Here is a 13754-nt window from a genome sequence, read left to right as displayed (position 1 = left end):
AGTGAAATTGATGGGTTTCGGGCTGTCCTTTGCGCTTTCCAGTATTTGAGAAAGTTCGCCTCACAAAGAACGCGGAAACCCCTAAGCTGTCAACGGCCGTAAGCGCTAAAACCGCTCAATATATCTTATCTTGCGGATGGCGTTATCGTTGGAAGCTTCAACCACACAGTTTCGACCATCAGCTTTCGCTTCATACAGGGCATGATCGGCACGCCTCAACGCCATGGCGAAGCTTTCTTTGTCCGCCATAATAGCGATACCAAAGCTCGCTGTAACGTTGTTCTTTTCCCCCATTTCTGGGTGATCAATCATGCCTACTGACAATCTAAGATGCTGGGCGACGATCAAGCGATCTGCAGAACTCATTTCGTCTAATATCACCACAAACTCCTCACCACCAATGCGTGCCACTTTGCCGAGCTCGCCTGTAATTCGTTGTAAGATAGATGCTGCGCGTTTCAGAACTTCATCGCCCGTCTCATGACCGTAGCTATCATTCACTGATTTAAACTCATCTAGGTCGATGATAATAACTGCACGATCAGGCGCGCGTTCATTGGAGAGTTCCTTGATGATATACTGATCCAATCCGCGCCGGTTCATAAGCCCAGTCAGTGGATCAACAGTTGCCGCAAGTTGAAGCTTTTGAATGATGTCATATCCCACAACGATCAACATGACGACACCGCAAACCAAGCCGAGAAATGCACTGGAGGCGTGCAACAGCATAGCAAAAGCAGAACTCTGATAGTTTGCAGCCGTATGACCTGCGTCCAAAACACCGTAAACGAGATATGGGCGCAAGAAATATGTAGAGCATAATATTGCGATTGAGATGAACATGATGTTTTCTAGTGCACCGCTGCGCTTCTTCCAAAGCAAGGGCAATGCGCAAAAAAGTATTAGTCCTGCGGTAGCTGATGAAAAGACGGAACGCAGAATGATGTCGTTTTGTATGAAGCTGAACCAGAACAAAGGGACCAAGCCTGCGCCTACGATCCCGCCTATTCGCATCAATGGATAAGTGGATTTGTGACGGTCAAAAATACCTAGCACAACCGCTATACTGAAACACCAGAATAAGGCTTTGGAGATGACGTCCGAGATCACAGGGTCCAAAAACGAGCGACTGATGTCCATCAAAAACGCAGCAAGGCCGCTGAGATAGGCCAATGCCAGCCAGCCCGCCATGCGCTGTTTTCGATCACGTAAATAGATAACTGCGAATACACATGAAAACAGGCCCAATATTACAATCATTAGGCCGCGAAAGACGAGATCTGTTTCTATCATGTACCTCTTAGACGGGTAAAAGGTCTAACAGTTAAGGGCTGTTAGGTGCTCCGTTGAAACGATCGCCACATTGGCGTGTTGGTTTAACGGAGGTGTCTTAGCAGTCATTCGAGAGCCCTATGTCCAATCCTGCGCCAAAGGCGGACGTCCGAAAAATGCTAGTTTTGCGCCAGCCAGATCATATGATGCGCGCCGCGTTTGCCACGCGCACGCACCGGCGCTTCCTCCACCGCAAAGCCAACATCGGTTAATCTCCGTGTGAACTTTGCGTCCGGCGCTGAGGACCAGACGGCCAATATGCCGCCCGGACGCAGCGCCTTTTGGGCGGCTATTAAACCGGCGCTGTTATATAGTCTGTCGTTTGACGCATGGGTGATCCCTTCCGGACCATTGTCTACATCCAGCAGGATCGCATCATAAAACCCATGATTGTGAGAAATCAGGTCGAACACATCTGCGGTTTCGATGGTGACACGCGGATCAGACAGGCTGCCGTCAAATATCGCCGCCATCGGTCCCCGCGCCCATTTTACGACGGCGGGCACCAGTTCTGCCACGACGACTTCCGCCGTTGCACCCAATAAAGGTAATGCGGCGCGCAGGGTAAAGCCCATACCGAGCCCGCCGATCAATAGGCGCGCGGCCGTTCGGTCGGACAGACGTTCGCAGGGCAGGGTGGCGAGCGCTTCTTCCGAACCGCTGAGCCGGCTGTTCATCAGCTCGTTGCTACCCAGCATGATCGAAAATTCCTGACCGCGTTGGAAAAGCCGAAGTTCGCCTCCGCTATTTGGGATATTCGCTGTGTCTAACAATATGCGCGGTGTCACCGGACGAAGCTCGCGCCATTGGCATCGAGCACGGCGCCCGTCATCGACGGCGGCGCGTCGAGCGCGCAATATTTGGCCATGGAAGCAATTTCCTCTGGCTGGGCCACGCGGCCGAGCGGGATATCCTTGAGTAGCTTGTCGCCGCCCCGGCTTTCCAGATAATCCTCGGCCATTCCGGTCATGGTAAAGCCAGGGCAGATGGCAAAGGCCAAAATCTCTTCGCTGGCATAGGCGCGGGCGATGGTCTTGGTCATCGCGACCATTCCGCCTTTTGACGCGGCATAATGCCAGTGATCGGGGCTGTCGCCGCGATAGGCCGCGCGGCTGGCGACATTGACAATCCGTCCCGAAATCTCCCTTTCCTGAAAATGGCGTACAGCTAACCGGCAAAGCTGCGCCGAAGCGGTGAGATTGATTTGCATGGTGCGATTCCAGCTTTCCAGCCAGTCCGAATCGCTGCCCGCAATCGGATTGGGATCAAAGATACCGGCGTTGTTGATGAGAACATCAATGCGGCCATCCAGCCGGTCGAGGGCATCCTGCCATAATTGCGTGACTTCATCTGAGCTCGCAAAATCCGATTTCAGCAGGCCAGCCTCGCCAGATGTGCTGTGGCCCACCACCACAGCATCGTCGCGGTCAAAACTGTCCAATATCGCCTTGCCAATGCCGCGGCTGGCGCCGGTTACCAAAACATGTGTTTTTGCATCTGTCATGCTTTGCACGAATAGGGCCAGCGCAGCCAAAGGTCCAACAAGAGATGCTAAAAGGCTCATAATTTTGACAGTGCTTTTGCGATTTGCACAAGCGAAGCGCCAGTTTGCATCCAAAAACCGGACAGGTGGGGCATAAAAACCCCGCTATCCTGTTTGCATGCGGCCACGTTTTCGCTAAAGCACTGGTTCGTTTACAAAGACTCCAACATAGCTTGGGTCCGTGATCAGGGGACAAAAATTGGTTGAGCCATCAAACCGGCCGTTATCGCCGCATTTGGGAATTTATAAATGGGGGCCGGCGATGCTGGTCTCTATCCTTCACCGCGCTACAGGTGACGCCCTGGCTTTGCTCGGCGCACCGATATTGGTGTGGTGGTTGTACAGCATCTCCGCTGGACCAGAATCTTATGAGTTTTTCGTTGGTATCATGACGACCATTCCCGGCTTCATCGTGATGATCGGTATGACCTTTGCCCTGTTCGAACATACATATTCCGGCCTTCGGCACTTCGTGCTTGATGCCGGTGCAGGTTATGAACTCCAGACGAACAAACTCTGGTCGGCTGCTGTGCCAGTGCTGGCGCTGCTTTCGACCGCTGCGCTCTGGTTTTTCATCTCTTCAAAGCTGATTGGATAAAACGATGGGATCAGGAACAAATATCGGTAAGGTTCGCGGTCTTGGCTCTGCTCAGGAAGGCGCGCATCACTGGATCATTCAGCGGGTTACCGCCGTCGGTAATCTCGCGCTGATCGCATGGCTGCTCATCTCGTTGTTGAGATTGCCCAATTACGAACATGAACTGTTGATCGGCTGGCTGTCCTCGCCGCTGGTTGCGGTTCCGATGATGTTGATGCTGGTTAGTATCTTCTGGCACTTACGGCTTGGACTGCAGGTTTTGATTGAGGATTATGTCCCCGATCATGGCTTGAAATTCGGCCTCATCATCTTGCTTAACTTTTTCGCCATTGGTGGAGCAGCGCTAGGAATTTTCGCTGTCGCCAAGGTCGCCTTTACCGGAGTGGTCGCCTAATGACTGACACAGATTCAAAACCCGCTTACAAGATTATTGACCATACGTTCGACACGGTCGTCGTGGGTGCCGGTGGATCCGGTTTGCGCGCCACTATGGGTTCTGCTGAAGCCGGCCTGAAAACCGCTTGTATTACCAAGGTTTTCCCAACCCGTTCACATACCGTTGCGGCGCAGGGCGGCATTGCTGCATCACTGGGTAACAACACCCCGGATCATTGGTCTTGGCATATGTACGATACCGTAAAGGGTTCTGACTGGCTCGGTGACCAGGACGCGATTGAATATCTCGTTCGGGAAGCGCCGCAAGCGGTGTACGAACTGGAACATGCTGGTGTGCCTTTCTCACGCAATGAAGATGGCACTATCTACCAACGCCCTTTTGGCGGCCATATGCAGAATATGGGCGACGGTCCTCCGGTACAGCGTACATGTGCGGCGGCTGACCGAACTGGTCACGCGATGCTTCACGCGCTCTATCAGCAGAGCCTGAAATATGACGCCGATTTCTTCATTGAATATTTCGCGATCGACCTGATCATGGAAGATGGCGAGTGTCGCGGTGTGATCGCTATTTGCCTGGAAGATGGTTCTATCCATCGTTTCCGCGCACATGCGGTTGTTCTGGCGACCGGTGGTTCAGGCCGCTGCTACTATAGCGCAACCTCCGCGCACGCCTGTACAGGTGACGGCGGCGGCATGGCGCTGCGTGCCGGTTTGCCTCTGCAGGATATGGAATTTGTCCAGTTTCACCCGACCGGCATTTACGGGGCAGGCGTGCTAATTACCGAAGGCGCGCGCGGAGAGGGCGGATATCTAACCAACTCGGAAGGTGAGCGTTTCATGGAACGCTATGCACCAAGCGCAAAAGATCTCGCTTCTCGTGACGTGGTCTCCCGCTGCATGGCAACCGAAATTCGTGAAGGTCGCGGTGTCGGGCCAGAGAAAGATCATATCTATCTCCATCTCGATCATATCGCGCCTGATGTGCTGGCGGAACGCCTGCCGGGCATTACCGAAACCGGTAAGATTTTCGCTGGTGTTGATCTGACACGTCAGGCGCTGCCGGTGGTACCGACTGTGCATTACAATATGGGCGGCATACCTTGTAACTATCATGGTGAAGTGGTGAATCCAACCAAGGATGATCCTGATGCTGTGGTGCCGGGTCTGTATTCCGTTGGTGAGGCGGCCTGTGTGTCGGTTCATGGTGCGAACCGTTTGGGTTCCAACTCCCTGATCGATCTCGTGGTCTTTGGCCGTGCAACTGGTCTGCGTCTGAAAGAAAAACTGAAGCCCGGCACATCACATAGACCATTGCCGAAAAATTCTGCCGATCTGTCTCTGTCTCGCTTGGACCATTTCCGTTATGCTAAAGGTGGTACAACAACTGCTGCACTGCGTATGGAAATGCAGAAAACAATGCAGAAAAACTGTGCTGTGTTCCGCGATGATGAATTGCTGGCCGAAGGCGTTAAAGAAATGCGCGCGGTGAATAAGAAAATGGCCGACGTCAGCGTGACTGACCGTTCGCTCATCTGGAATACCGATCTCATCGAAACTCTGGAGCTTGATAACCTGATGGCGCAGGCTGTCGTGACGATGGAAAGCGCTGCAAACCGTAAGGAAAGTCGCGGTGCGCATATGCAGGAAGATTATGAAGACCGGAATGATAAGGAATGGATGAAGCATACGGTTGCGACATTTGATGGCTGGGGCGGCCCTGATAAGGCGCGCGGTACCGGCAAAGTCGATATCAACTATCGTCCGGTCCATGACTTTACGCTGACCGATGAAGCGGAATATGTGAAGCCGAAGAAGCGAGTTTATTAATTATATCAGGCTATTTATTCTGACTTTCTAAGATCATCTCTATCCATTTTATCGGAGGTTCCCCCGACCATGTCCAATGAAGAACAGATTGAGTATTGGAATGACAATGCCGGCGTGAAGTGGACGGAGCAGCAGGACGTCATGGATGTTTTGCTGGCGCCGGTAACGTCTCTGTTAATGGATGCAGCCGCGATTGCGCCGGGTGAGCGCGTTTTGGATATTGGTTGCGGTACCGGAGAAACCTCGTTGATTGCGATGGATGCTGGCGCTGATGTAACGGGCGTAGATGTGTCCGAACCTATGCTGGAACTGGCACGGTCACGGGCGAACGGTCGCGGGACACTCTTGTTGGCTGATGCTTCCGAATATCAGGCGGATGAAGGTTTCGATCTCATCATGTCGCGCTTTGGTGTGATGTTCTTTGAAGATCCGGTGGCTGCTTTCACCAATATCAAAGCCAATCTGAAGCCAGGTGGCCGGATGGTCTTTGCCTGTTGGCAGAGTCCGAAGGTCAATCTGTGGGTGATGGTTCCGATGGGCGCGATCAAGCCCCTATTGCCGGAAGCACCGGAAACAGACTCGCATGCACCTGGTCCTTTTGCTTTTGCCGAAGCGGAGCGGCTGAAAGGCATATTGACCGAGGCGGGTTTTGACGAGGTTTCGATGACACCTCATTCTGTTGAGATTTGCATGTCGCAATCGAGCGGCGTTGACGGTGCAGTCTATTTTTCATCACAAATCGGCCCGGCTTCACGCGCTCTGGGAGAGGTTGATGATGAACTGAAGGCCCGGCTTTTGGTTGCCTTGAAGGAGGCCTTAGAGCCTCATGATAATGATGGCCGGGTTGCTTTGCCCGGCGGCATTTGGATTGTGCGGGCGAGCTAAGCAACCGGCCTTCCGGTAACCATTCTCGAAACCGGCTTTTGTACCAGTAAGATCAGGTTATGGGCGGGCAGGGACTTTGCAACCCCGTTCCAGTCCAATGCCTTTCAGAAAACCGCGCCGAACAACACCAGCATAGACCGCCTTGTTATATTTACGCTCATCGCCCGCCGCGCCCGATACTTCGCGCACAATTCCCCGGAACGGGATCAATCCGCCCAACAATCCACCACCGACACGGCCCGCGGTTTCTTCGCGCTTTTCGGCTCTGGATTTATCGACTTTCTCGTTCACATCGGCCGCCAGCACGGCATTCAGCTCCTTGATTTCCTTGATGATCGCGGAGCAACGGCGCAAGCCGTTGAGAGAATAGGGATCATCCTGAATGGCAATAAGCTTGGCGGGAATTTTGGTTTTTTTAAGGCCAACATCTTTGGCTGGTGTGGTTGCTGCATCCCGCGCATGTTCTTCAGCTGTTTCATCCGGATCGGCTCTTTGTGCCTGTGCTGGGGTCAATAGGAAAAGCAGAGCTGCTGCTGACGTTGTCGCTAATTTTGCAATATGTTTCATCATTTTTCCCTGTTTGTCTTCAAGCCCGATAGCGCAAATTTTCCCGACCCAATTGATCAACGGACGTCACGCCCATCAGTTTCATGTCCCGTTCAATCTCAGCTTGCAACAAGCCGAGGCTGCGTTCAACCCCTGCCTGACCAGCGGCTGCCAGCGCATAGAGATAGAGCCGTCCGCCGGAACAGGCTTTGGCCCCGACACTGAGCGCTTTCAGAACATGGCTGCCACGGGTGATGCCGCCATCGCAAATGACATCTATCTTGTCGCCGACCGCATCGCAGATCTCGGCTAGTTGATCAAAAGGTGCCCGCGACCCGTCCAATTGCCGCCCGCCATGGTTTGAAACCATGATCGCGGTTGCGCCAATATCGACGGCGCGTTTGGCGTCCTCTACTGACATAATGCCCTTCAAGCAAAACTCGCCGCCCCAATCCTTGCGGATATCTTCGGCCATGCTCCAATCTAGCGATTGATCAAGCATGGTCGAGAAATATTCCGCCACCGATAAGGCAACATTTGTTCCTTCAGCTACATGGTCTTTTAGGTTCGAAAGCTCAAAATTCTCGCGAAACATATAATTGAGTGCCCAGGCCGGTTTGGTCGCGTAACTCAGAAAGCTAGCGGGTGTGATTTTGGGGGGGCTGGTGAATCCGGAACGCAAACAGCGTTCGCGATTGCCGCCGACGATAGTATCGACGGTTAAAGTAATCGCATCAAATTTCGCGGCCTTGCAACGCTCGACCATCGATTTGTTGAGACCCTTGTCCTTGTGGACATAGAGCTGGAACATTTTGGGCGTGCTGATGCTCTCGCCAATTTCTTCGATGCTGACTGTGGCCAGAGACGAGATACCGAAGAAAGTCCCGAATTTCTCGGCGGCCCGCGCGACGCCGCGTTCGCCTTGCCAGTGGAACAGGCGTTGCAAGGCGGTGGGGGAAAGGAACAGGGGCATAGCCATTTTCTGACCCATGACGGTTGTGCTCATGTCGATAGTCTCGACCCCGGCAAGGACATTGGGTACAAGGTCGCACGCTTCATAAGCGGCTGTGTTGCGGCGGCGTGTGACTTCATCGTCGGCGGCACCGTCAATATAGTCAAAGATCGGAAAAGGCAGTCGTTTTTTGGCCAGCGAACGGAAGTCGTTCACATTGTGGCAATCAATCAATGTGTTAATTCGTCGCACGTAAGCCTCGATTCGTCGCTCGGGTGGAAGAGCATGGGGTTTATGATTAGAGCAATGGCTGCGGCTTGCAATAGCTGCGGTCAGGTAAATACAGGGATTTAGAGGGAAAATTCACAATGACTGAAACCGCCGAAGATATTCAACCGCCGGAGCAACCGGTAAGACCGGAACGATCACCTGGCGCCAAATTCCTGTTGGTCCTGCTCACCGGCTTCCTGCTTGCGATCCCGCTATTCGCAAGCTGGCTGCTGATTTATGACCGTCAAACCCAAAGCGAACAAGCCGAACAATCCATCGTTACCGGTTGGGGTGGCAAGCAGGTATTTGCTGGACCTAAAATCGTCCTTCCTTACAAGGCGAAAGTTCAGGAATCAGTCGAGCAGGACGGCAAGACCGTTACTCGCACCAATGTTGTTACGCGCGAACTTTATATCTCGCCCGAAGTCATGACCTTTGATAGCGATATTCAAACTGAGGTCAAAAGCCGCTCCATCTATGAAGTTGTGATCTACAACACCAATGTGACAGGTTCTGCTTCCTTCAAATTGCCGGAGGATTTCAATCGGTCCGGTATCGATCCAGCGGATATTGATTTTGCCCGTGCTGAAATTCGTTTCGGCCTTTCCGATGCACGCGGACTTTCTGCGGACAACAAGTTGACCGTTGATGGTCAGCCTCTCGTCTTGCAACCCGGTAAAGGCCTTGGTGAAACCGGCAATACCGGTTTCTTTTCATGGCTCGATGCAACCGCGCTGGCCGACGGCGAAATGGCGGTTAAATTTGACGTCAAATTCCGCGGAACCGAAAGCCTGACAATGGTGCCGGATGCCGGGCAGACCAACTGGTCCGTCACATCCAAATGGCCACACCCCAGCTTTACTGGCGGCTTCCTGCCCGACAATGAAGTGACGGAGAAAGGTTTTACCGCGAAATATGGTATCTCCAATCTGGCGCTCGGCAGCTCGTTGACGTCTACGCAGGCTGGACAGCAGGTTTATCCGCAAAATACTAACCGGTCTTTCGATTCTTATGGCGGTGGCGGCGCGGAAAATGCGTCCAGCGTGACGGTGAATTTGATCCAGCCGGTTGATCTTTATGATCAGGTAAGCCGGGCGACCAAATATGGCTTCCTGTTCATCGGATTTACCTTTGTCGCGTTTCTATTGTTCGACCTGATTGGCGGCGTGCGTATCTCGTCTGTCCAATATATATTGGTTGGCGTGGCATTGGTGCTGTTCTTCATCCTGTTACTCGCCTTTGCCGAAATTATAGGCTTTGCCTTGGCCTACATTGCGGCTTCGGTGGCGACGATCGGATTGATCACGGCCTATGCTGCATCGGTGCTGTCCAGTTGGCGACGGGCATCGACAATCGGTGGACTACTGGCCGCGCTCTATGGCGTGATCTATATCCTGCTGAGCTTGGAGGCTTATTCCCTGCTTATCGGATCGTTGTTGATCTTTGCCGCTCTGGCCGGAGTGATGTTTGTCACCCGCCGGCTGGATTGGTCGCGTAGTTTGCAGAAGACGTCTGCAAACTAAGCAATTCGACTAGCGAACCGCGCCGCGTGCGAATGTATCGCATGCGGCCGGATCGCCAGTTTGCATTCCTTTTTTGAGCCACGCCATACGCTGTTCTGAGCTGCCATGGGTAAACATGCTTTCCACCGGACGTCGTCCTGATCCTCGCATCAATGTATCATCTCCAATGGCATGAGCGGCAGTCAGGCCTTCCTCAACATCGCCTGGTTCCATACGATTGGCATTCTGGGCTGCCCAAACGCCAGCGTAGCAATCTGCCTGTAATTCCATCCGGACCTGAAGCGCATTGCCCTCCGCCTTGCTGGCGCGGGCTTGTTGCTGACGAACCTGACTGGAAACGCCACTTAACGTTTGGATATGGTGGCCGACTTCATGTGCAATTACATAGGCTTTGGCGAAATCGCCCTTTGCGCCCATTTTTGTCTCCAGTTCATTGAAGAATGACGTATCAAGATAAATGCCTTGATCGGCGGGGCAATAGAAAGGTCCGGCGGCGGAACTGGCTGAGCCGCAGCCATTGGAACTGACGCCGCCTTGATAGAAGTTGATTGTTGTCGGCTGATATCGAGACCCATTGGCCTGGAACAATTTTGCCCATGTCTGCTCGGTAGAGGCCAGGACCTGACCAGCAAAGCGTTCTTCCTGCGTATCATATGCTACGGCGTCGCCAGAGCCTCCGGCTTGCGTTCCGCCTCCGCCCGTCAACATGCTCGCGCCGCCGCCGAAATACATGAAAGCTAGCGCCGCACCGCCAATGAGAAGGATTGTGCCGCAGCCCATTTTCCGTCCCAGCAACATCGGCAGGAAACTGAGCAACAAGCCCAGTCCGCCACCTCCACCGCCGCCACCAAAACCTCTGCGGCCGCCGCCACTCCCGTGGTCGCGGGCATTTTTGCTGGGATCCAGATCATCTAAACGCATGGCTTCTTCTCCTGTTGGTTCCAATTTGCCTGAATCGGACAAAAGCGCAAGGACCGCGCAATAGTTTTACAAAAAGCCGTTGCAGTCACTTGTGACTGTTTTAAGGTCGCCCAAAGGAGAAAATGGATGTTTCTAAAAGGCAAAACTGCGCTGGTTACGGGTTCCACCTCTGGCATTGGCGGCGGATATGCAAAGGCGCTGGCTGCCGAGGGGGCGGCTGTTATGATCAACGGGTTTGGCGATGAAGGCGAAATCGAAGCATTGCGGCAAGAACTGGAAAGCCTCAGTGGAACCAAAGCCGCCTATAGCAATGCCGATATGATGAAGCCCGAAGAAATCCGGCAAATGGCAGCGGACTGCGCTGATCAATTGGGTGCGGTTGATATTCTCGTCAACAATGCAGGCATCCAGCATGTCGCACCCGTCGATGAATTTCCCGAAGACAAGTGGTATGCGATTATGGAAATCATCTGCAACAGTGCTTTTCACACCACCAAAGCCGTTTTGCCAGGCATGAAGGAACGGGGATGGGGCCGGATAATCAATACCGGGTCGATGCATAGCAAGGTCGCGAGCCCTTATAAGTCGGCCTATAATGCGGCTAAACATGCGATTGCGGGCTTTAGTAAAACAGTGGCACTGGAAGTGGCGCAACAAGGGATCACGGTGAACACAATTTCCCCCGGCTATACTTGGACGCCGCTGATTGAAGGGCAAATCCCCGATACTATGGAGGTGAGGGGGCTTTCTCGCGAAGAGGTGATCAACGATGTCTTGCTAGCTGGGCAGCCGAGCAAGGAATTTGTCCAGATCGATCAAATTGCTGCCCTGGCTGTGTTTCTGTGCAAGGATGAAGCAAGTGCGATTACCGGCGCGAATATCTCGATTGATGGCGGCTGGACCGCACAATGATGAGAGTCATGGTCAGAACTGGTTTGGCGTTGGCCTTAGCAGTATCGCCACAAATGCTGATTGCAAAAGATACTCCGCATCCGGAATCGCGATGGCGTGATCTGGCGACGACGGCAGATCAGAAGCGATTGGATGATTGGAAGCAAGCTCTAAAGGTCGGTCGCGATGGCGCCGTACAGGGTGGGGAAGGCAACAAGCTAGCCTCACGAGATCCGTTGTTCGAAGAGGATGCGGCTCTACCAGACAGCATAATTCCAGCCGGACTTTATGCCTGTTCGGTTACAAAATTGGATGGCGATCCTACCGGCGGTTTGCCGTATATTGCTTATCCTGCATTTCGATGCAGAGTGACCGTTGACGGCGATCGTCGGCATTTCACCAAGTTAACAGGGTCACAGCGAACCATCGGCTGGCTTTACGAAGCGGGGACGCGCCACTCGATTTATCTCGGTTCGTTAATCTATGGGTATGAGAACGCATTGATCCCATACGGGAAGACAGCTGAACGGGATCAGGTATCGGTGGTCCAGCGGATCGGTCCAAACCACTGGCGCATGGTCTTTCCCTTTCCCTATTATGAATCTAAGGCCGACGTAATGGAACTCGTACCGATAGCCGAATAAAATTATACCTGACAAGCGGTTGCTTAGGGGTTAGGCTCCGGGCAATCACATAATAGCTCGGGGATAGTGATGCGTAGATTTTCAAAAGTCGCTTTGGCGGCTACCACTTCTGTTTTGTTTTGTACACAGGCGCAAGCCGATCCTTTAAAGGATGCCATAAAGGCGGACTTGCCATCCTTGATGGAAATTTACCGCGATCTACATGCTAATCCTGAGCTCAGTGGAGAAGAGGTGAAGACCGCAGCAAAGCTAGCTGCAGAAGCCAAGCGTCTTGGTTTTGATGTTACGGAAAAAGTGGGCGGCACTGGCGTTGTAGCCGTGATGAAAAATGGCGATGGTCCGACAGTAATGATCCGCGCGGATATGGACGGCCTTCCACTGGTAGAAAAAACCGGATTACCATTTGCTTCTAAAGTCATGGCGAAAACCCGCCAAGGCGTTGACACGGGCGTTATGCATGCCTGTGGTCACGACACCCATATGACTGGTTGGGTCGGCACGGCCCGGCAATTGTCCGCGCGCAAAGATGAATGGTCAGGGACATTGGTGATGATCCTGCAGCCGGCCGAAGAAACTGGCGAGGGCGCAAAGGCGATGTTGGAAGACGGTCTCTACACGCGTTTCCCGAAACCCGAATATGTACTGGCATTTCATGATGCCGCAGGCGCGCCAGCGGGCTTTATCGGTTATGCTCCGGGCTATGCTCTGGCCAATGTCGACAGCGTGGATATTGAAGTCAAAGGTGTTGGCGGCCATGGAGCCTATCCGCACACAACCAAAGACCCTATCGTGGTCGCCTCGCGTATTGTTGGCGCTCTGCAAACATTGGTCAGCCGAGAAATTGATCCGCAAGATCCTGCTGTGGTTACGGTTGGCAGTTTTCAGGCCGGCTTCAAACATAACATCATTCCTGACAAGGCGAACTTATTGCTGACGGTGCGCAGCTATTCGGACGAGACACGCGCGAAACTACTTGAGGGGATCAAGCGTATTGCAAAAGGCGAGGCAGTTACCGCTGGTCTTCCGGACGACAAAATGCCGGTCATTCGCGTTCGCGATGATGAGTTTACCCCTTCCACTTACAACAGCCCGGAATTTAGCATGGAAATGGCAAAGCTGTTTGAAACGCGCTTTGGCAAGGAGCGGGTTGTGCAATCGAAGCCAGTGATGGGCGGCGAGGATTTTAGCCGTTTTCGTCGTGCTGATGAATCGATTAAGAGCATGATATTCTGGGTTGGCGGCGTGCCGATGGATGAATATCAAGCCGCAAAAAAAACGGGTACAAAACTGCCATCTCTCCACAGTCCACTCTGGGCACCAGATGCCGAAAAAGTTGTCGCCACTGGTGCGGAAGCCCTTACGTCAGCGGCGCTTGAATTGATGAAGAAAGGGGGCTGAACCAGTGCTATCCGTGAAGGCAATC

General features: G+C 53.1%; 14 protein-coding genes. 8 read left to right on the top strand and 6 right to left on the bottom strand.

What is annotated here, in order from left to right; genetic code table 11:
• Positions 1-105: 105 nt before the first annotated feature.
• The 3 genes from ABJM21_RS06880 to ABJM21_RS06870 all read right to left on the bottom strand — a co-directional run bounded on the left by ABJM21_RS06880 (position 106) and on the right by ABJM21_RS06870 (position 2836).
• Positions 106-1191, bottom strand: a complete 1086-nt coding sequence (locus ABJM21_RS06880; RefSeq protein WP_348372982.1) for a GGDEF domain-containing protein — start codon at positions 1189-1191, stop codon at positions 106-108.
• A gap of 260 nt (positions 1192-1451) precedes the next feature.
• Positions 1452-2120 carry a hypothetical protein gene (locus tag ABJM21_RS06875; protein WP_348302152.1) on the bottom strand — a complete coding sequence of 223 codons (669 nt, stop codon included), beginning with the start codon at positions 2118-2120 and terminating at the stop codon, positions 1452-1454.
• Entirely contained in the window at positions 2117-2836 is a 720-nt protein-coding gene (locus ABJM21_RS06870) for an SDR family oxidoreductase (RefSeq protein ID WP_348302153.1), read from the bottom strand. Before ABJM21_RS06870 ends, ABJM21_RS06875 begins: the two co-directional genes overlap by 4 nt.
• A gap of 220 nt (positions 2837-3056) precedes the next feature.
• Here ABJM21_RS06870 and sdhC point away from each other — a divergent pair, with 220 nt between their 5' ends.
• The 4 genes from sdhC to ABJM21_RS06850 all read left to right on the top strand — a co-directional run bounded on the left by sdhC (position 3057) and on the right by ABJM21_RS06850 (position 6584).
• On the top strand, positions 3057-3473 hold the full coding sequence (gene sdhC / locus ABJM21_RS06865) for a succinate dehydrogenase, cytochrome b556 subunit (RefSeq protein ID WP_348302154.1): 417 nt from the start codon (positions 3057-3059) through the stop codon (positions 3471-3473).
• 4 nt (positions 3474-3477) lie between these two features.
• Entirely contained in the window at positions 3478-3867 is a 390-nt protein-coding gene (gene sdhD / locus ABJM21_RS06860) for a succinate dehydrogenase, hydrophobic membrane anchor protein (RefSeq protein ID WP_108809617.1), read from the top strand.
• Complete coding sequence (gene sdhA / locus ABJM21_RS06855) at positions 3867-5699, top strand: succinate dehydrogenase flavoprotein subunit (RefSeq protein WP_348302155.1); 1833 nt, start codon at positions 3867-3869, stop codon at positions 5697-5699. The genes sdhD and sdhA overlap by 1 nt, the downstream gene beginning before the upstream one ends.
• Before the next feature lie 69 nt (positions 5700-5768).
• Complete coding sequence (locus ABJM21_RS06850) at positions 5769-6584, top strand: methyltransferase domain-containing protein (protein WP_348302156.1); 816 nt, start codon at positions 5769-5771, stop codon at positions 6582-6584.
• A 57-nt stretch (positions 6585-6641) separates the two neighbouring features.
• Here ABJM21_RS06850 and ABJM21_RS06845 read toward each other — a convergent pair whose 3' ends face one another.
• Both ABJM21_RS06845 and ABJM21_RS06840 read right to left on the bottom strand, forming a co-directional pair.
• Positions 6642-7151, bottom strand: coding sequence for a hypothetical protein (locus tag ABJM21_RS06845; RefSeq protein WP_348302157.1), 510 nt, complete (start codon positions 7149-7151; stop codon positions 6642-6644).
• 19 nt (positions 7152-7170) lie between these two features.
• On the bottom strand, positions 7171-8334 hold the full coding sequence (locus ABJM21_RS06840) for an alpha-hydroxy acid oxidase (RefSeq protein ID WP_348302158.1): 1164 nt from the start codon (positions 8332-8334) through the stop codon (positions 7171-7173).
• A gap of 116 nt (positions 8335-8450) precedes the next feature.
• Here ABJM21_RS06840 and creD point away from each other — a divergent pair, with 116 nt between their 5' ends.
• The gene (gene creD, locus ABJM21_RS06835; protein ID WP_348302159.1) at positions 8451-9875 is read left to right on the top strand and encodes a cell envelope integrity protein CreD; all 1425 of its coding nucleotides are present in this window, start codon (positions 8451-8453) and stop codon (positions 9873-9875) included.
• Between the two features lie 9 nt (positions 9876-9884).
• Here the strand turns inward: creD and ABJM21_RS06830 are convergent, their stop codons facing one another.
• The gene (locus ABJM21_RS06830; RefSeq protein ID WP_348302160.1) at positions 9885-10796 is read right to left on the bottom strand and encodes a neutral zinc metallopeptidase; all 912 of its coding nucleotides are present in this window, start codon (positions 10794-10796) and stop codon (positions 9885-9887) included.
• A 126-nt stretch (positions 10797-10922) separates the two neighbouring features.
• On the opposite strand from ABJM21_RS06830, the gene ABJM21_RS06825 reads away from it, so the two are divergent.
• The 3 genes from ABJM21_RS06825 to ABJM21_RS06815 all read left to right on the top strand — a co-directional run bounded on the left by ABJM21_RS06825 (position 10923) and on the right by ABJM21_RS06815 (position 13729).
• Positions 10923-11708, top strand: coding sequence for a 3-hydroxybutyrate dehydrogenase (locus ABJM21_RS06825; RefSeq protein WP_348302161.1), 786 nt, complete (start codon positions 10923-10925; stop codon positions 11706-11708).
• Between the two features lie 53 nt (positions 11709-11761).
• The gene (locus ABJM21_RS06820) at positions 11762-12331 is read left to right on the top strand and encodes a DUF4893 domain-containing protein (RefSeq protein WP_348302162.1); all 570 of its coding nucleotides are present in this window, start codon (positions 11762-11764) and stop codon (positions 12329-12331) included.
• 69 nt (positions 12332-12400) lie between these two features.
• Positions 12401-13729, top strand: coding sequence for an amidohydrolase (locus ABJM21_RS06815; protein WP_348302163.1), 1329 nt, complete (start codon positions 12401-12403; stop codon positions 13727-13729).
• Positions 13730-13754: the final 25 nt, after the last annotated feature.

Origin of the sequence: Parasphingorhabdus sp., from assembly GCF_039977335.1 — a bacterium.
Classification (GTDB): domain Bacteria; phylum Pseudomonadota; class Alphaproteobacteria; order Sphingomonadales; family Sphingomonadaceae; genus Parasphingorhabdus.
The sequence above is the reverse complement of the archived record's forward strand: the minus strand, read 5'-3'. Positions and strand labels throughout refer to the sequence as shown.